The sequence below is a fragment of the Microvirga brassicacearum genome, from assembly GCF_008757455.1.
In the GTDB taxonomy this organism is placed as follows: Bacteria; Pseudomonadota; Alphaproteobacteria; order Rhizobiales; family Beijerinckiaceae; genus Microvirga; species Microvirga brassicacearum.
This window is the reverse complement of sequence record NZ_VCMV01000023.1, coordinates 1-16,478: the sequence shown is the minus strand read 5'-3', so window position 1 is coordinate 16,478 and position 16,478 is coordinate 1. Positions and strand designations below refer to the sequence as shown.

General features: G+C 63.7%; 20 protein-coding genes. 11 read left to right on the top strand and 9 right to left on the bottom strand.

The window, feature by feature from the left end; all coding sequences use genetic code 11:
* Nucleotides 1–46: 46 nt before the first annotated feature.
* Nucleotides 47–1,387: a dihydroorotase gene (locus FEZ63_RS14820; protein WP_150945792.1), complete on the top strand. Its 1,341-nt coding sequence runs from the start codon at nucleotides 47–49 to the stop codon at nucleotides 1,385–1,387.
* Between the two features lie 10 nt (nucleotides 1,388–1,397).
* Here FEZ63_RS14820 and FEZ63_RS14815 read toward each other — a convergent pair whose 3' ends face one another.
* The 6 genes from FEZ63_RS14815 to pdxH all read right to left on the bottom strand — a co-directional run bounded on the left by FEZ63_RS14815 (nucleotide 1,398) and on the right by pdxH (nucleotide 5,144).
* Nucleotides 1,398–2,180, bottom strand: coding sequence for a hypothetical protein (locus FEZ63_RS14815; RefSeq protein ID WP_150945791.1), 783 nt, complete (start codon nucleotides 2,178–2,180; stop codon nucleotides 1,398–1,400).
* 134 nt (nucleotides 2,181–2,314) lie between these two features.
* Nucleotides 2,315–2,572, bottom strand: coding sequence for a hypothetical protein (locus tag FEZ63_RS14810; protein ID WP_150945788.1), 258 nt, complete (start codon nucleotides 2,570–2,572; stop codon nucleotides 2,315–2,317).
* A 132-nt stretch (nucleotides 2,573–2,704) separates the two neighbouring features.
* Nucleotides 2,705–3,253: a TIGR02301 family protein gene (locus FEZ63_RS14805; protein ID WP_244622811.1), complete on the bottom strand. Its 549-nt coding sequence runs from the start codon at nucleotides 3,251–3,253 to the stop codon at nucleotides 2,705–2,707.
* Entirely contained in the window at nucleotides 3,250–3,699 is a 450-nt protein-coding gene (locus FEZ63_RS14800; protein ID WP_150945786.1) for an NUDIX hydrolase, read from the bottom strand. The genes FEZ63_RS14805 and FEZ63_RS14800 overlap by 4 nt, the downstream gene beginning before the upstream one ends.
* Before the next feature lie 9 nt (nucleotides 3,700–3,708).
* Nucleotides 3,709–4,431: an SDR family NAD(P)-dependent oxidoreductase gene (locus tag FEZ63_RS14795; protein ID WP_150945836.1), complete on the bottom strand. Its 723-nt coding sequence runs from the start codon at nucleotides 4,429–4,431 to the stop codon at nucleotides 3,709–3,711.
* Nucleotides 4,432–4,535: 104 nt separating this feature from the next.
* A complete protein-coding gene (pdxH, locus tag FEZ63_RS14790) occupies nucleotides 4,536–5,144 on the bottom strand; it encodes a pyridoxamine 5'-phosphate oxidase (protein WP_150945784.1) in 609 nt (202 codons plus the stop codon).
* 48 nt (nucleotides 5,145–5,192) lie between these two features.
* Between pdxH and FEZ63_RS14785 the strand changes: the two genes are divergently transcribed.
* From FEZ63_RS14785 to FEZ63_RS14750, 8 genes are all read left to right on the top strand, one after another.
* Nucleotides 5,193–5,669, top strand: coding sequence for an RT0821/Lpp0805 family surface protein (locus tag FEZ63_RS14785; protein WP_244622813.1), 477 nt, complete (start codon nucleotides 5,193–5,195; stop codon nucleotides 5,667–5,669).
* Between the two features lie 133 nt (nucleotides 5,670–5,802).
* Nucleotides 5,803–6,732, top strand: a complete 930-nt coding sequence (locus FEZ63_RS14780; protein WP_150945833.1) for a DnaJ C-terminal domain-containing protein — start codon at nucleotides 5,803–5,805, stop codon at nucleotides 6,730–6,732.
* Between the two features lie 122 nt (nucleotides 6,733–6,854).
* Nucleotides 6,855–7,679, top strand: a complete 825-nt coding sequence (fabI, locus tag FEZ63_RS14775; RefSeq protein WP_150945782.1) for an enoyl-ACP reductase FabI — start codon at nucleotides 6,855–6,857, stop codon at nucleotides 7,677–7,679.
* A 2-nt stretch (nucleotides 7,680–7,681) separates the two neighbouring features.
* Complete coding sequence (locus tag FEZ63_RS14770) at nucleotides 7,682–8,272, top strand: histidine phosphatase family protein (RefSeq protein ID WP_150945780.1); 591 nt, start codon at nucleotides 7,682–7,684, stop codon at nucleotides 8,270–8,272.
* Nucleotides 8,273–8,341: 69 nt separating this feature from the next.
* Entirely contained in the window at nucleotides 8,342–8,734 is a 393-nt protein-coding gene (locus FEZ63_RS14765; RefSeq protein ID WP_150945778.1) for a hypothetical protein, read from the top strand.
* Nucleotides 8,735–8,846: 112 nt separating this feature from the next.
* Nucleotides 8,847–9,959, top strand: coding sequence for a chorismate synthase (gene aroC / locus FEZ63_RS14760; protein WP_150945776.1), 1,113 nt, complete (start codon nucleotides 8,847–8,849; stop codon nucleotides 9,957–9,959).
* Between the two features lie 82 nt (nucleotides 9,960–10,041).
* A complete protein-coding gene (gene ribB, locus FEZ63_RS14755) occupies nucleotides 10,042–11,127 on the top strand; it encodes a 3,4-dihydroxy-2-butanone-4-phosphate synthase (protein ID WP_150945774.1) in 1,086 nt (361 codons plus the stop codon).
* 155 nt (nucleotides 11,128–11,282) lie between these two features.
* Nucleotides 11,283–12,560 carry a hypothetical protein gene (locus tag FEZ63_RS14750; RefSeq protein ID WP_150945771.1) on the top strand — a complete coding sequence of 426 codons (1,278 nt, stop codon included), beginning with the start codon at nucleotides 11,283–11,285 and terminating at the stop codon, nucleotides 12,558–12,560.
* Between the two features lie 111 nt (nucleotides 12,561–12,671).
* Here FEZ63_RS14750 and FEZ63_RS14745 read toward each other — a convergent pair whose 3' ends face one another.
* The gene (locus FEZ63_RS14745; RefSeq protein WP_150945769.1) at nucleotides 12,672–13,613 is read right to left on the bottom strand and encodes a histone deacetylase family protein; all 942 of its coding nucleotides are present in this window, start codon (nucleotides 13,611–13,613) and stop codon (nucleotides 12,672–12,674) included.
* A gap of 194 nt (nucleotides 13,614–13,807) precedes the next feature.
* Between FEZ63_RS14745 and FEZ63_RS14740 the strand changes: the two genes are divergently transcribed.
* A complete protein-coding gene (locus tag FEZ63_RS14740) occupies nucleotides 13,808–14,395 on the top strand; it encodes a L,D-transpeptidase (protein ID WP_150945767.1) in 588 nt (195 codons plus the stop codon).
* A gap of 121 nt (nucleotides 14,396–14,516) precedes the next feature.
* On the opposite strand, the gene FEZ63_RS14735 is transcribed toward FEZ63_RS14740, so the two are convergent.
* Nucleotides 14,517–14,741 carry a hypothetical protein gene (locus tag FEZ63_RS14735; protein WP_150945765.1) on the bottom strand — a complete coding sequence of 75 codons (225 nt, stop codon included), beginning with the start codon at nucleotides 14,739–14,741 and terminating at the stop codon, nucleotides 14,517–14,519.
* 192 nt (nucleotides 14,742–14,933) lie between these two features.
* Nucleotides 14,934–15,401 carry a MarR family winged helix-turn-helix transcriptional regulator gene (locus FEZ63_RS14730; protein WP_150945831.1) on the bottom strand — a complete coding sequence of 156 codons (468 nt, stop codon included), beginning with the start codon at nucleotides 15,399–15,401 and terminating at the stop codon, nucleotides 14,934–14,936.
* A 273-nt stretch (nucleotides 15,402–15,674) separates the two neighbouring features.
* Here FEZ63_RS14730 and FEZ63_RS14725 point away from each other — a divergent pair.
* Nucleotides 15,675–16,478: DUF1499 domain-containing protein (locus tag FEZ63_RS14725; RefSeq protein ID WP_150945763.1), on the top strand; the 804-nt coding region annotated here is incomplete at its 3' end.

The window sequence follows — 16,478 nt, the reverse complement described above, 5'->3', positions numbered from 1 at the left end:
ACGTGACATAGGCGCGGATGGCCCAGGCCTCAAGGGATAGATCGCAATGGCCCAATCCTTCGACATGATCCTCAAAGGCGGCACCGTGGTGAACCATGACGGCCGCGCCGAGCGCGACGTCGGCGTTCGCGGCGGCAGGATCGCCGCCATCGGCGACCTGTCCCGGGCATCCGCCGCCCGCATCGTCGATTGTCGCGGCTTGCATATCCTGCCGGGCGTCATCGACACGCAGGTGCATTTCCGCGAGCCGGGACTCGATCACAAGGAGGATCTCGAATCAGGCTCCCGCGCCGCCGTCATGGGCGGCGTGACGGCGGTGTTCGAGATGCCCAACACCAATCCGCAGACCACCACGCCCGAGGCGCTCGCCGACAAGGTCCGGCGCGGACATCATCGCATGCATTGCGACTTCGCCTTCTGGGTCGGCGGCACCCAGGAGAACACCGACGTGGTGGCCGAACTCGAACGCCTGCCGGGCGCTGCCGGCATCAAGGTGTTCATGGGTTCCTCGACCGGTTCGCTGCTCGTCGAGGACGACGAGGGCATCGCCGACATCCTCCGCCGCACGCGCCGCCGCGCCGCGTTCCATTCGGAGGACGAACAGATGCTGCGCGATCGCAAGCATCTGCGCGTGGAAGGCGATCCGCGCTCGCATCCGGTGTGGCGTTCGGCGGAGGTCGCTTTGTCCTGCACGCAGCGCCTTTTGCGAATTGCCCGCGAAACCGGCGCGAGGATCCATGTTCTTCACGTGACGACCGCGCAGGAAATGGCGCTGTTGAAGGATTACAAGGACGTGGCGTCGGTCGAGGTCACGCCGCATCATCTGACATTGGCAGGCCCGGCTGATTACGAGCGCCTCGGCACGTTGATCCAGATGAATCCCCCGGTGCGGGATGAGGCGCATCGGCAAGCCGTCTGGGAAGGGCTCGATGAAGGAATCGCCGATATTCTCGGCTCCGATCATGCGCCGCACACGCGCGAAGAGAAGGCCGGAACCTATCCCGATACGCCCTCGGGCATGACGGGTGTGCAGACGCTGGTGCCGATCATGCTCGATCACGTGAACGCATCGCGCCTCACGCTCGAACGGTTCGTCGACATGACGAGCGCCGGCCCCAAGCGCCTGTTCGGCATCGCCCGCAAGGGCCGCGTCGCCGTCGGCTACGACGCCGATTTTACCGTGGTCGATCTGCGGCGCGTCGAGACGATCACCAACGACTGGATCGCCTCAAAATGCGGCTGGACCCCGTATGACGGCGTGAAGGTCACCGGCTGGCCCGTCGGCACCATCGTGCGCGGCATCGTAGTGATGTGGGACGGAACATTGGAGGCACCGTCGCTAGGAGAGGTGGTGCGATTCGAGGAGACGTTGGGGGCGGGGCTGTAAACCTCGTCTATCAAAGACTGAAAGTCTGGATCTCGGTCGCGAGAGCCTTGTTGAGATCGCTGGTGCTGACGTCAGGCTGGGGCGACACAGAGATGAAATCGCCGGACGGGGTTCGTTCTGTGCAATCGAAAAAGAACTCTTTTGTCACACCAAAGCGCACCAGGTTCCGCTGCTCGGCGGTGAAGCCGAGGCCCGACTGATCGAGTGCCGCACGGGTCGGAGGCTCGCCGGAGCAAAACAGGCGGGCTTGGGCGAGGAACCCTCTCGGAAGAGCCCTCCCGCCGAGTTCGGCAATGTCGTCGACAGTGCCGTCGGTCGTCATGGCGTAGAGCGGAAAACAACCCCAACCGGCACGTGTTCGATGATGCCGAGCTAGCCATTCTTCATTCTGCTCGTCCGTGTAACCCAGAAGGGAACCTGTGAGGCGCTCGAGAGCGTCGTCCCACCTGCCCTTTCTCCCAATCCTTTGGAGAAGTAGATAGGCGGGAATTCGCCAGGCCTCGTCGCGTAAGGCGTAGAGCCGCATTCTGCGACCGATCACACGTTTTCCTCGCATGACGAACGGTTCCCACGCTTCCGAAGCATCGCGTTCGACCACTGCCCCGGACTGTACCAGCGACGCGAAATCCTCGTCAGCCTCGTCCTCGCCTTCGATCACAAGGTCGGAAAAGACTGCCAGCGGTTTGCGGCCTTGAATCATCAACGCACGTTCACGACCGGTGTGGATCCGGTAGCTCAGCTCATGTCCGAAGCCATATTCCTGATCGTTCTGGCCGCTGTCTTCATCCGACATACAGTAAGTCCGTGGTCATTTTTGTTGCTGTCGAACGGGCGTCGAATAACCGAAAGCGCCACTTCATGACGCGCATGTCACATAATCGGCAGATCATGTGAAGAACCGGTAGCGCTCGCTAACGGCGCGTCGACCTAGTGCTTCAGCGCCGTCGAGAATCCGCCGCTGCGGATCTTGTCGGGGAGGCCTTGGGCGTATTCGGCCACGGCTTCCTCGCCATAGGTGGCGACGAGTTCCATGAAGGCTGCAAAGAGGGCTGCCTGCGCCATGCAATCGGCATCGAGCCCATCGAACTCGGCCTCGGCAAATGCCTCGGTCACATAGCTCAGCGCCGCCTGCTTGATGGCGCTCAGTTCCTGGAGTTCGTTGAGGGGGAGGTCGTTTTTGTTCATGATCAAGGCCCCTTGTAAGGGGCGGGCGCGAGTTCGGTTGAAGCGAACTTAGTCGGCCCACCAGCCCAGAGCCAGCATCACCTTGCAGAGAGGTTAATGCGAGAGGGCAGGCGTAGATTGCATGTGGATAAATCAGCCCCCGTAACGGCCCGCAATGGTGCGGGCGAGGAGTTCGCCTTCCTTGACGTAGCGGGATGATGCTTCCTGCGCCGACGGAGTGCACACGCGATAGGTCAGGGCGTAGGCCTGATACCCCTTGTTGTAGGCGCCCGCGAGTCGCTCCCGCCGTCCCGGCGTCGTGCCTTCCGCCTCCAGCAGCACCTGCATCCGGCGGTTCCATTCGGGGCCGTCGGGCGCGGAACAGATCGGCCGCAGGAGGGCGAGCGAGCCCATGATTTCGGCGAGGCGCAGAAGATCCTTCTCGTAGGGAGCCGGCGGCGGCTCGACCGGCGGGGCGGGCTCGGCCTTCTCGCGCGACGGCTCCTGTTTCTGTTGCGGCGGCGCGGATTGCGGCCGCCTCAGAGCCGGCGGACGAAATTGCGGCTGCTGCCGGGGAAGGGGTTGAGGCTGCTGGTCTCGCGGCGGCCCGAAGAGGCGTTCGAAGAAATTCTGCGCCGAAGCAGGCTCGGCTGCGCTCAAGAGAGCAAGAGCAAGCAGACAGAGCCGCGCAATCGGTTTCACGCCGGAGGCAGGCGCCGGTCGTGGGCGAAGGCTTGTGCGAGGATGCCGGCCAGTCCCGGCGTCGTCGGCAGGCTCGCGATGTCCGACTCCGTGACCCAACGGATTTCCCTTGCTTCCGGCCCCGTGCGGGGCTCTCCCGAGAGCCAGCGCGCCGCGTAGACGGCGATGACCATGTGATGCTTTACACGGCCATCAGCCTCCCGTTCAATCACTTCGAAAGGCGCGATGAGGCCGGTCAGCCTGGCGCTAACCCCGACTTCTTCCTCCAGTTCCCGAAGAGCCGCCTCTTCGAGCGTCTCGCCGGTCTCGACCTGGCCGCCGGGGAGCGAATAAAGATCTTCCCACGGCGCCCTGCCGCGGGAGGCGACGAGGACTTTGCCATTCCTGAACACCGCGACCGAGGCCGCCAGGAACGGTCGCGCGGGATGGAGCCGGTCGCCGGTCATGGCCTGCCTTTAAACGTGCTGCCCGCCATTGATGTGCAGTTCGGCGCCCGTGACGTAGGACGATGCGTCCGTGCAAAGGAAATAGATCGCCTTGGCGACCTCGTCGGGGGTGCCGAGGCGGCGCAGGGGAAGCTGTTCGACGATCTTCTCGGTTCCGGGCGAGAGGATCGAGGTGTCGATCTCGCCCGGCGAGATGGCATTGACGCGCACGCCGAGCGGACCGAAATCGGCCGCCATCTCGCGGGTCAGCGAGGCAAGCGCCGCTTTCGACGTCGCGTAGGCGGCGCCGGCGAACGGATGGACGCGCGATCCTGCAATGGACGTGACGTTGACGATCGATCCCTTGGCCTTGGTCAATTCGTCGACGAGACCGCGCGCCAGCATGATCGAGGCGAAGAAATTGACGTGAAAGACATGCAGCCAATCCTCATAAGCCGTGTCGAGCGCCGCAAGCCGCGAGCCGCCGCTGCCCTTCGGCGAGATGCCCGCATTGTTGACGAGCGCGTGCAGAACGCCGCCTTCGACCGCAAGCCGGTCCTTGACCTCGGCGATGGCGCGAAGCGTGTCGGCTGCATCGGCGAGATCGACCTGCAGATGGTCCTCCGGCCCCATCTCCCACGGGCAATTCTCCGGGAAGGCGTGGCGCGAACAGGTGATGACCCGCCAGCCGGCGGCGGAGAAGCGCTTCACGGTCGCATGTCCGATGCCGCGGCTGGCGCCGGTGAGCAGCATGATGCGGCGGGGCATATTGGGGGAAGACGACATGGTGAACCTGGAATTGAGGGCTGGTTGCCCGGGCTGGCCGTTTCCTCACATGGGGACGCGGGCTCTGGGGATTAAGGGTAAAGCCGGACCTTCCGCCAGCCGTCGCCCTCGGGGGTGAAGACGACGCGGTCATGGAGACGAAAAGGCTTGTCCTGCCAGAATTCGATCGTCACCGGCATGATGCGAAAACCGGTCCAATGGGGCGGGCGCGGGACTTCACCGATGGCATATTTGGCCGCGTTCAACGCCACTGCCTTCTCGAGCGCAAAGCGGCTTTCCAGCGGACGCGATTGCTGGCTCGCCCAGGCGCCGATGCGGCTTTCGCGGGGGCGGGTCTGAAAATAGGCGTCGGCCTCCGCATCGCTGACCATCGCCACCGGGCCGCGGGCCCGGACCTGCCGGCGCAGGCTCTTCCAGTGCAGGACGATGGCAGCCTTGGGCTGGCCCAGCAATTCGCGGCCCTTGTTCGATTCGACGTTGGTGTAGAAAACGAACCCAGTCTCATCCACGCCGTTGAGCAGGACCATGCGCACGTCGGGCAGGCCCTCGGAATCGACCGTCGCGAGCGCCATGGCGTTGGGATCGTTCGGCTCCGACGCCCTCGCTTCCTCCATCCAGCCCCGGAAGAGAGCCCAGGGTTCCTCGGCTTCGGTGAAGTCACCGGTTGTTAACTGATTCAAGGCTTTATCCTGATCTGTGACTTGTTCGTTCCCGGAGATCGACGCGTGATGAGGTCTGATGCGCGCCGTTATAAAGCAAACCTCATTGCGAGCGAAGCCGTGAAAGTGGTGGCTGTGTCGGCGATCGCTTTGTCGTTGGCGGCCTGCAGCTTTTCCTATTCGGTCATCGGCATGAGCGACGATGAGCCTGAGGTCACCGGTTCGATTTCGGCAAAGACCCCGTCGCCGCTATCGCCCGAGCTCAACGAGGAGGATTGGCGGCGGGCAAAGGCCGCTTTGGGCGTGGCGCTCGATCCGCAAGGACCCGGAACACTCGTGTCGTGGGACAATCCCGGGACCGCCATGAAAGGTCATTTCACCCCGACCAGCGCGCCCTATGTCAAAAACGACGAAATTTGCCGCGAGTTTTCCGCCCAATTGAACGGACCTGCCTCGAGCGTCCTCCAGGGCCATGCCTGCCGGCCTTCGGGCGGCGAATGGGCCATCAAGGACGTGAAGCCCGCGAAGGCAGCGGTGAAAGCATAGCCGTATCGCGCCGGACTACCGTGACTTCCGCCCGCGCGTTGCGAAGACGCAACACTTTTCCCATATGGACGTCTGTGCGGAGGCTGCGTAGTCATGCCTGTCTGCCTTATTCCGACGGCGAATGGATGACATGATGCGTGACCCTTATCAGATCCTCGGCGTACCGCGCTCCGCGACCGAGGCGGAAATCAAGAAGGCCTATCGCAAACTCGCCAAGATTCATCACCCGGATCGCAACAAGGATGATCTGAAGGCGAAGGATAAATTTGCCGAACTCAACTCGGCCTACGAGATCGTCGGCGACAAGGAAAAACGCGCGCAATTCGATCGCGGCGAGATCGACGCCGAAGGAAAGCCGCGCTTTCAGGGCTTCGAGGGCTTCAGCGGCGCTCGCGGCGGCCCGCGCCAGCACGATTTCTCGGATTTCAGCTTCACTGCCGGTGGGGGACGACGCGGCGCCCGCGGCCCGGATCCATCCGAGGATATTTTCGCGCAGTTCTTCAGCGATGCGTTCCGTCCGGGCGCGGAAGGGCAGCGTCGGGCGCGCCCCCAGCCGCAGAAGGGCGACGACGTCGAGGCGGTTTTGACCGTGACGCTCGAAGAGGTGGCAAGCGAGGCCAAGAAGCGGCTGCGCCTTCCGACCGGTCGCGATGTGGACGTGGTGATCCCCAAGGGCGTCGCCGACGGGCAGGTGATCCGGCTCCGTGGCCTTGGCCAGGGCGCGCCGCACACGGATCCGGGCGATGCCCTCCTGACCATCAGGTTCGCGTCGCATGAGCGTTTCACACCGGATGGGCTCGACCTGCTCCTCCGGCTGCCGATCGAGATCGAGGACGCGGTGCTTGGCGGCACGGTGCGGATACCGACCCTGACCGGGACCGTCTCGATGACGATTCCACCGTTGACGAATTCCGGCCGGACTTTCCGGTTGCGCGGCAAGGGCCTGCCCGGCAAGAGCGGCCACGGCGACATTCTGGCCACCACCGAGATCCGGCTGCCGGAGGTCATCGACGAAAGACTGACGGATTATGCCCGCAAGCGCCGTGCGGCACAGGCCGATTAGGAACGCTCCACGCCTAATTGGCCGATTCCCCCGGGCTCAGGGCGCGAAGCCCTTCCCCCTGACGACCGGGTCGGCTAAAGAAGCCATCTTTCAGACCCGACCAGCGACGATTTAGGTGAGATATGGCGCAGACAACGGCGCCCGGCATTTTGGCCGGAAAGCGCGGCTTGATCATGGGGGTTGCGAACAACCGGTCGATCGCCTGGGGCATCGCACAGGCGGCGCGCAGCCATGGCGCCGAACTCGCCTTCACCTATCAGGGTGATGCGCTCAAGAAGCGCGTCGAGCCGCTGGCGAAGGAACTTGACGCGGCGGTGGTCGGCCATTGCGACGTCACCGACCCGGCCACTATCGACGCGGTCTTTGCCGAGGTCGAAAAGCTCTGGGGCTCCCTCGATTTCGTCGTCCATTGCATCGCCTTCTCGGACAAGGACGAGCTGACCGGGCGTTACGTCGAGACCTCGGAAGGCAACTTCACCAAGTCGCTGCTGATTTCCTGCTATTCCTTCACGGCGATCGCGCAGCGGGCCGAGAAGCTGATGACGAAGGGCGGTTCGCTGCTGACGCTGACCTATTACGGCGCCGAGAAATGGATGCCGCACTACAACGTCATGGGCGTCGCAAAGGCGGCGCTTGAGGCGTCGGTCCGTTATCTGGCGGCCGATCTGGGCCCGCAGAACATCCGCGTCAACGCGATTTCCGCCGGTCCGATCAAGACGCTTGCCGCATCCGGTATTGGCGATTTCCGCTATATCCTGAAGTGGAACGAGTACAATTCGCCGCTCCGCCGCACGGTCACGACCGAGGAGGTCGGTGAAACCGCCGCCTACTTCCTGTCCGACATGTCCCGCGGTGTGACGGGCGAGATCCTCCATGTGGATGCCGGCTACCACGTGGTCGGCATGAAGAATCCGGACGCTCCGGACCTGTCCCTCGACAAAGACTGATCGTGTCCGAACGTCCGACGATCTACTTCATTCGCCACGGCGAAACGGACTGGAATCTCGAGGGCCGCCTGCAAGGCCAGCAGGATATCCCACTGAACGATCTCGGCCGCGTGCAGGCCGAGGAGGCGGGACGCCGTCTGAAGGGCCTGGTGCCGCTGTTCGAGGACCTCGACTACGTCGCAAGCCCGATGCTGCGCACTCGCGAAACCATGGAGCGGCTGCGGGAGGCGATCGGGCTCTATCCGAATTATTACCGGCTCGACGAACGGCTGGTGGAACTGACCTTCGGTTCCTGGGAAGGCATGACCTGGAAGGAAGTCCGCAAGCAGGAGCCGCAACTGGCGGTGCTGCGCGAGCAGGACAAATGGAATTACGTCCCGCCCGGCGGTGGCGAGAGCTACGCCATGCTGGCCGATCGGGTGCGCCCGATCCTTGACGATCTCACCCGCGACACGGTTCTGGTCGCCCATGGCGGCGTCGCAAGGGCGTTTCTGGCGGTCGCATGTCACGTCTCGACCCGGCACGCCGCCAGCATCGACATCTGGCAGGGCAAAGTGCTGGTCATCGAGGGCCGCAGCTATCGCTGGGCGTGAGCCTGGATTGCAGTCTCGCGGAAAATATGCTCAGAAACGCAACGATGTTGCAATTCTGGAGACTTTTTCATGCGTCGAATTTCCCTTCTGCTGATCGCCGGCGCATTGCTGGCGGCTCCCGCCGCCGCCGAGACATTTGACAGAACTGTCAAGGCGAATGCGCGCACCGCCATCGGTGGGTTCTTCGGCTACGAGGTGGAGACCTGCTATCCCTCGAATATTCCGGACGCCAAGGTCCGGCACGCTCCGGCCAATGGTCAAATCGCGATCGTTCCTCACGAGCAGGTGCTCGGTGCCGACAGCCGCTGTCCCGGCCGGAAGGTTCGAGGGCTGGCTTACATCTACACTCCCAAGAAAGGCTTCAAGGGTCTGGACGAGGTGGCGATCGACATTCCCTGGAGCTCGACGGATACCGGGGTCGACACCCTGTGGACCTATACGTACCGCATTCGCGTCGAATAAGCAGCCCGCGCCCGACAGGCGGGAGGCGCTGTTTCCGTTACGGCGTCTCCGTATTTCATGAGAGGTTTGACCTTCGCGGCGCTGGTTCGTAAAGACGCGCACGAGGTCATCCATGTCCCACAATACCTTCGGCCACCTTTTTCGCGTCACCACATTCGGCGAAAGCCACGGGCCGGCTCTCGGCTGCGTGATCGACGGCTGCCCGCCGCTGATTCCCCTCGATGTGGCCGATATCCAGGCGGAGCTTGATCGCCGCCGTCCCGGCACGTCGCGCTTCACGACGCAGAGGCGCGAGCCCGATGAGGTCAAGATCCTCTCCGGCGTCTTCACCGACGAGCGGACCGGCCGTCAGGTGACGACCGGTACGCCGATCGCGCTGCTGATCGAAAATGTCGACCAGCGCTCGAAGGATTACTCCGAGATCAAGGAATCCTACCGACCGGGCCACGCCGACTACACCTACGACGTGAAATACGGCATCCGCGATTACCGAGGCGGCGGCCGCTCATCCGCCCGGGAGACCGCGGCCCGGGTCGCTGCCGGCGCGGTGGCGCGCAAGATCGTGCCCGGCATCACGATCCGCGGCGCACTCGTCCAGATGGGCCCGCACCCGATCAATCGCGAGCGCTGGGACTGGGACGAGGTTCTGCTCAACCCGTTTTTCTGCCCGGACTCGGAGGCTGCGGCCTTCTATGCCGATTATCTCGACGGCTTGCGCAAAGACGGCTCTTCCATCGGCGCCGTGCTGGAAATCGTTGCCGATGGCGTTCCGCCAGGCCTCGGCGCCCCGGTCTATGGTAAGCTCGACGCCGATCTCGCGGCGGCGCTGATGTCGATCAATGCGGTCAAGGGTGTCGAAATCGGCGACGGCTTTGCCGCCGCCACCTTGCGCGGCGAAGAGAACGCGGACGAAATGCGGCCCGGCAACGAGGGCGCGCCCACATTCCTATCCAACCATGCGGGCGGCGTTCTCGGCGGCATATCGAGCGGTCAGCCGGTGATCTGCCGTTTCGCCGTGAAGCCGACCTCGTCGATCCTGACGCCGCGCGCCAGCGTGACGCGGAAAGGCGCCGAGGCCGAGGTCTCGACGAAGGGCCGGCACGACCCGTGCGTCGGCATCCGCGCCGTGCCGGTGGGCGAGGCGATGGTTGCGTGCGTTTTAGCGGATCATTTCTTGCGCCATCGCGCGCAAGTGGGAGATGGCGTCGCCTGGCCTTTCAGCTAGAACGACCGGGCCTGCGCTTCCATCCGACCGTCGGGCGCGCCGAAGGGCCGCGTTCGAGCGAGTAACGAGTAGGAGACTTCAAATGACATGCCATAGCGTGACCGAAGCAATCGAAGCTTTTGCGCAGGGCGAGATCGTCATCGTGACGGATGACGACGATCGCGAGAACGAGGGCGACCTGATCGTCGCCGCATCGCTCTGCACCACCGAGAAAATGGCGTTCATCATCCGCAACACCTGCGGCATAGTCTGCGCGCCGCTGACTGGCGCCGAGGCGCGCCGGTTGCGGCTCGATCCCATGGTCGCCGCCAACGATGCGCCGCTCGGCACCGCCTTCACGGTGACTGTCGACGTCAAGCACGGGCTCACCACCGGAATTTCCGCGGAGCAGCGCACCAATACGGTGCGCGCGCTCGCCAACAACAACATGGGCGCGGCCGACTTCGTGCGCCCCGGTCACGTCTTCCCGCTCGTTGCGCGAGACGGCGGCGTTCTCATGCGTTCGGGCCACACCGAGGCGGCCGTCGACCTGTGCAAGCTCGCTGGCTTGCCGGCGGTCGGCGTCATCTGCGAACTCGCCAACGACGACGGCACGGTGATGCGCGGCGATCAGATCGACGTCTTCGCAAAAAACCACGGGCTGAAGCGGATCTCGGTCGCGGATCTCATCGCGTATCGCCAGTCGCGGGAGAAGCTTGTCGAACGCATCGCGAGCTTCCCGGTCGAAACCACTTGGGGCACCTTCACCGGCTATTCCTATTCGACGCCATTTGACAGCGTGCAGCACGTGGCGCTGGTGCATGGCCGCATCGGCGACGGCAAGGATATCCCGGTCCGACTTCATCGCGCCGATTCGATTGCCGACATTTTCGAAGGCGGCAAGGCGATCAACGCGGCGATGAAGCGTTTCGCCGGCGAAGGGCGGGGAGTGCTGGTTTATCTGCGCGACGGAACCGCCGGTGTTCCGACGACAAATCTCAACGAACACGACGAGACCGCATCCGAGGCTTTGCGATCGACTCAATGGCGCGAAATCGGCCTCGGAGCGCAGATCCTTCGTGACCTCGGCGTCGTCTCCATCCGCAATCTTGCCACATCCAGCAGGTCTTACGTGGGATTGAGCGGCTTCGGCATTGAACTTCTCGCCGAAGAACCGCTCGAGATTTAGCCGTTTCACCCCAGCCGCGTCGCAGTAACCGCAGACCACTGAATTTGCATCACGCGCAAGACGAGCCGGGGCCGCCCTTCGGGAGCAAGGCGCCGGCGTCAGACACGCCCGTTTTTCTTGCGAACAGCGCCTTGTCACGCATGCCGTGGTCGCTGATGGCATTTTTGCGCCAATCGTTCGGGGGGATCGTCGGAAAAAACTCGGCTCGCGACGCGGCCACTCTCGGCGCAAGACTCATCGTTGCCCGCGGCATGTCCGTGGTGACGCTGATCGTGGCCGCCTGGCTCGTCGACATTCAGGCGTTTGCAGAATTCGGCGTTTACCAGACGCTGGCGACACTTGCGGGCATCGCCATTTTTCTCCGGTATGATGCGGCGATCGTTGCTGCACGAGACGCAAGCGAAGCGCGGATCGCCTTTCAGATCTGCCTGTTCGTCGGAGCGGTGCTCTGGCTCGTCTTCACGCTCGCCTCCCTGTCATCCGGCGCCCTCGGATGGATGCGCGGCGAACTGGCCGTCCTCCTGCCGCTCTCGATCCTGGCCCGCGGTGGGCTGCGATTGACGTTCGCCCGAGCGACCGGCACTGGCGATTTCAAGGGAGTCGGACGCGGGATTCTCATCCAATCCATAATTCAGCCGGTCGCGCTTCTGGCATTGGTCCTGTCACAGGTCGAGGATGTGTTGTGCTTCGCGATCGCCGATGTGGCCGGCCATGGCGGCGGTGTCGTCTACCTGATGTGGCGGCAGCGGCACCACCTCCGAGAACTCATTCAGGGATGGTCGGGTGCGGCGCTCATCGCCACGGCGGGGCGATGGAAAAGCCTGCCGCTCTACAATCTTCCCGCCTCGTTCTTCTCGCTTGCCTTCATCATGTCGCCTCTGCTGATCACGCCGATGGGCGCCAACGCGGTGTTTGCGGGCCACGCGGCTTTGGCTTACCGCATCTTCGATGTTCCGACGCAAATCCTGGCTGCTGCGTCGACTCCGATCTTCCTCAATTTGCGCCCTTCCATCCAGCGTCGCACTCCGATCTTCGGCCGCTTCATGATGATCGGTCTCATCCTGCTCCTCGGCGCCGCCTATGCGGGAATGGCGGAACTCCTGCTCCTAGTGGGCCCGTTTCTGGAAGGGACGGCGTTCGCCGGTCTTGCCGAGGTTGTTCCGGTCATTGCCGCCTTCCACCTCTTCGTGGCCTTGGCCGCTCCTTTGACCGATTCCTGCGCACTCTATCCGCAACAGCGCCGCCTCGTGCTCATTCAAGGATTGGCGCTCGTCGGTGGTGCTCTTGCGGCGGTTCTCGCCGTGACCACGTCAGCCCAGACGGCGCTTACGGCATTGGCTATTCTCGCCGGGTTGCGGATGCTGGCGATCGGCGAACTGCTCCGCACCTTGACGGGAATCAGCCACCACACGTTCGCGCCCGTTCGGCCTTAGAGCATGATGCCGAAAGAGTGTGTAACGGCTTTCGGACGACATCATGCTCCAACTTATGGAACTCGATCACGCCTTGTACCTTTGGACGATTCCGTCCAAAGGCATCGTGATCTAGGCTTTCGTCTCCCGCCCCATCAACGCATCCACATGCGCCGCCGTTGATCTGGCGAGGGCTTCGAGATCGTACCCGCCTTCGAGGACAGAGACGAGGCGCCCTCCGCAGCGCCGGTCGGCGAGCGCCATGACCTTTCGTGTCGCCCAGCCGAAATCGCTCTCGGTGAGACTGATGCTGGCGAGCGGATCGCGCCAATGGGCGTCGAAACCCGCTGAGACAACGAGAAGGTCGGGCTGGAACGCGTCCATGCGCGGCAGGACCACCCGCTCCATCAGGTCACGGAAAACCTCGCTGCCGTCGCCCGGCGCCATCGGCGCATTGAGGATCGTCCCATGTTCGCCGGTCTCGGAGGCGGCGCCCGTGCCCGGATAGAGGGGCATTTCGTGGATGGAGCAATAGAGCACACTGGGATCGCTCCAGAAGATGTCCTGCGTACCGTTGCCGTGGTGGACATCCCAATCGAGAATGGCGACGCGCCCGGCACCATGCCGGCGCTGGGCGTGGCGCGCCGCGATAGCGGCGTTGTTGAAGAAGCAGAACCCCATGGCGCGGATGTGCTCCGCGTGGTGGCCCGGTGGCCGCATCGCAACGAATGCATTGGCCGCAGCGCCCGTCATGACCTCGTCAACGGCTCTTACGGCGCCACCGGCCGCCCGCGAGGCGGCCTCGAAAGTGCCGGGCGACATCACCGTATCGTCGTCGATCCGCACCAGTCCCTCCCGCGGACAGGCCTCGCGCAGCGCGACCACATGGTGCTCCGGATGGGCGAGCGTCAGGCTCTCCATGGCGGCCATCGGTGCCTGCTCGCGGATCAGGGCGGCGAATCGCTCCTTTTCCAGCGCTGTCTCGATGGCGCGGATGCGGTCGGGACGCTCGGGGTGCCCAAGCGGCGTCTCGTGGTCAAAGGAGGCAGGGTGAGTGATGTAGAGGGTGGACATGGACCATCTTGAACGAAGCAGGAGAGGGGGCGGGAGTTTCGCAGCGTGACGAGCACCTGTCTATGTTGTCGCAGTGCAACACATTTCTCGCGCGGACCGTGCAATGGTAACGGCGATTCGCCTTCCGGGCACTTTTGCCCGGTTGTTGCGTTGACCGAAACCGGCCACGCTTGGCCGCATAGCAGAGTTTAACCATGCGCTTGTCTCGCCTGTCTCTCGCCCTCGCGGTCATGGCCCTCCTGACAGCATGCAATTTCAAAGGCGTGCCGGAGCCGCAGGTCTCGGCGCGCGATACCGAATACATGGCGCTGATACCCAAGGCTCAGGAAGATCTGCGCTATGGCCGCTATCTCATGGACGACCCGACGGGCGAGGCGCCCGGCACCATCGTGGTCGATACGAAAGAGCGCTTTCTGTATTACGTGATGCCGAACAAGAAGGTCATCCGCTACGGCGTTGCGGTCGGCGACGAGGCTTATGGCTGGACCGGGGTTTCGCGGGTCGCCCGCAAGGCCGAGTGGCCGGACTGGAATCCGCCCGCCGAGATGAAGGCGCGCTGGCCGCATGTGAAGCACACCAAGGGCGGTCCCGACAATCCGCTGGGCGCACGCGCGCTCTATCTCTACGAGGGCAACAAGGACACGCTTTACCGCATCCACGGCACCAACGAGCCCGAGAAGATCGGCCTCGGCGTCTCGTCGGGCTGCATCCGGATGCGCAACATCGACGTGATCGATCTCTACAACCGCACCGACACCAACGCGAAGGTCATCGTTCGCTGAACGGTGAGGGGTCGACAAGCAATCATTCCACGAGCGCCCTTGCGGCGCTCGTTTCGTTTCGGGCTAAAGCCGAGGCCGCGAAGCGACTTCGGGCGGCGTCATGCTCTGCCGTATCGGGGGATCAGTCGAGCATCGCGCTGATGCGCAGGATCGTCGGAAAATCGACCGTGGATTTACGGGGAGGCTCCCGGTAGGCGGAGCGGACGGCCGCCGCCAGAGCGGGCAGGGCGACCGGTTTGAAGGCGGGCGGAAAGCCTGCGCCGGGGCGAGCCGGATCATCACGGTCCGCCGGAACCTCAATTCGGGGTTGGCTCGGCAATCGAACGTCACGCGCGACAAGGGTCATTGGCGTCTCTCCCAAACGTAGGCCCCGGTTCTCCACGAAACACGTGTCCGCTTCAGGGCCGCTCTATGATCATTTCCTGACTTTGTTCCAGATGATGGAGGCAAGCTTAATCGGGGATTAACAAGGTTGCAATTTGCTTGCGATCGCACGGTCTTCAAGGGCTCATCTACGCTGAGGCGCCGAGCGGACGCGCTAGCCCTTCGAGTGGACAGCTTCTTCGGCGAGCCGTGCCTTTTCCCGCCAGGCGAGGACGACCCGCTCCAGATCCATCAGGTCCTCGGTTCGCAAAGACCCGAGGGTGGCTTCCACATAGGCTTTCTGCGCGGCAATACCCTGTTCGGCGAGGGCGCGGCCTTTCGGCGTCAGATGCAGCGCGTTCGAGCGTCGATCGCCCGGAATCGTGCGGCGCTCCACCAGCCCGGCCTCGACCATGCGGTCGAGGAGCCCGGATACGTTGCCTTTTGTAACGTAAAGGCGCTCCGCCAATTCCTGCTGACTCAGGCCCTCGCGCTCGGTCAGCGTCGACAGGAGGTCGAATTGCGGTATCGAGAGGCCGATGGATTTCAGCACGCCGGCAATCGCGCTGGTGGCCCGCCGGTGCAGGCGGATGAAGCGAAACCAGGCACGTAACGGGTCGACGTCCGGATCGACCTTTTGCATAGCGGCAGGGGATGTCACCAACTCAACTCCTACGGTCGCGAACGATAGTTTACATCAGAACAATGCCGCTCGTCATCACGATCCTCGTCAACGTCTCTCTTGGATCGAAGATGATCGTAGAAGCAACAGAATAGCGTTTCCAGCAAATATTCCTCGCCGCCGCCCGTCGCAAGAGCGGCCGATCCAGCAGTTGTGGCCACACTCCCCAGCCGGCGAGATGCTTTTGAGCGAAGAGGAGTGGCGCGCCTTCAAAGAGATTTGTATGAAACCCTGATGCGTCACCTGATCATCGAGGAACCGTATTCCCGCCCGGCGAAGTGGTCGCCGAAGGTGGCGTGGTTCTCGCTTGCCGTCTCGCTGATGACCGTGCTCCTGATCCGATGGGGATTGGTCGATTACGAGGAGGGCTTCGTCGCGCTCGCCGCGGGCGTCGGTCTGGCTTTGCTCGCGGTCCTGTTTTCGCTCCTCGGCTTCATCCGCATCTGGCAGGAGGGGCGACAGGGTCTCGGAAGCGCCGTCAAGGGGCTGCTGATCGCCGTACTGGTTCTCGCCTATCCGGGGCTGATGGCCTTCAAGGCCGCGACCTTGCCGGTGATCAGCGATGTTTCGACCGATACCGAAAATCCGCCCACGTTCTCGCGCTCCCGCATGGCCCTGGAGGCCCGGGCCGGGCGCATTCCGCCGGACGTCTCGCCGCAGACGCGCGAAGCCCAGCGAGAGGCCTATGTGCAGATCGCGCCCCTAACCCTCGATCTCGGCCCTCTCGAGGCCTTCGCGCTGGTGCAGAAAGCCGCCGCCAATCTCGGCTGGCGGATTATCGAGGCGGTTCCTCCGGGCGGCCGCCAGGGGGCGGGACGGCTGGAGGCGGTCGATCACACCTTCGTGCTGAAACTGCCGGATGACGTGACGGTGCGCATCCGGCCGCGTGCGGATGGCAGCCGGATCGATATCCGCTCTGCCTCACGCGTCGGGCCGCACGATCTCGGCGGCAATGCCCGTCGCATCCGGGCCTTCCTCGAGGAGACGTCGAACCTGGCGCTTGTGGGGGGTAGAGGGGGCGAATGGGGAGGGTTGAGG

Bases quoted from the DNA above. Each gene is read 5' to 3' on its own strand.
- FEZ63_RS14820 (WP_150945792.1), top strand. From the start codon at position 47: ATGGCCCAATCCTTCGACATGATCCTCAAAGGCGGCACCGTGGTGAAC.
- FEZ63_RS14815 (WP_150945791.1), bottom strand. From the start codon at position 2,180: ATGTCGGATGAAGACAGCGGCCAGAACGATCAGGAATATGGCTTCGGA.
- FEZ63_RS14810 (WP_150945788.1), bottom strand. From the start codon at position 2,572: ATGAACAAAAACGACCTCCCCCTCAACGAACTCCAGGAACTGAGCGCC.
- FEZ63_RS14800 (WP_150945786.1), bottom strand. From the start codon at position 3,699: ATGACCGGCGACCGGCTCCATCCCGCGCGACCGTTCCTGGCGGCCTCG.
- FEZ63_RS14795 (WP_150945836.1), bottom strand. From the start codon at position 4,431: ATGCTGCTCACCGGCGCCAGCCGCGGCATCGGACATGCGACCGTGAAG.
- FEZ63_RS14785 (WP_244622813.1), top strand. From the start codon at position 5,193: ATGAGGTCTGATGCGCGCCGTTATAAAGCAAACCTCATTGCGAGCGAA.
- FEZ63_RS14780 (WP_150945833.1), top strand. From the start codon at position 5,803: ATGCGTGACCCTTATCAGATCCTCGGCGTACCGCGCTCCGCGACCGAG.
- fabI (WP_150945782.1), top strand. From the start codon at position 6,855: ATGGCGCAGACAACGGCGCCCGGCATTTTGGCCGGAAAGCGCGGCTTG.
- FEZ63_RS14765 (WP_150945778.1), top strand. From the start codon at position 8,342: ATGCGTCGAATTTCCCTTCTGCTGATCGCCGGCGCATTGCTGGCGGCT.
- aroC (WP_150945776.1), top strand. From the start codon at position 8,847: ATGTCCCACAATACCTTCGGCCACCTTTTTCGCGTCACCACATTCGGC.
- ribB (WP_150945774.1), top strand. From the start codon at position 10,042: ATGACATGCCATAGCGTGACCGAAGCAATCGAAGCTTTTGCGCAGGGC.
- FEZ63_RS14750 (WP_150945771.1), top strand. From the start codon at position 11,283: ATGGCATTTTTGCGCCAATCGTTCGGGGGGATCGTCGGAAAAAACTCG.
- FEZ63_RS14745 (WP_150945769.1), bottom strand. From the start codon at position 13,613: ATGTCCACCCTCTACATCACTCACCCTGCCTCCTTTGACCACGAGACG.
- FEZ63_RS14740 (WP_150945767.1), top strand. From the start codon at position 13,808: ATGCGCTTGTCTCGCCTGTCTCTCGCCCTCGCGGTCATGGCCCTCCTG.
- FEZ63_RS14735 (WP_150945765.1), bottom strand. From the start codon at position 14,741: ATGACCCTTGTCGCGCGTGACGTTCGATTGCCGAGCCAACCCCGAATT.
- FEZ63_RS14730 (WP_150945831.1), bottom strand. From the start codon at position 15,401: ATGCAAAAGGTCGATCCGGACGTCGACCCGTTACGTGCCTGGTTTCGC.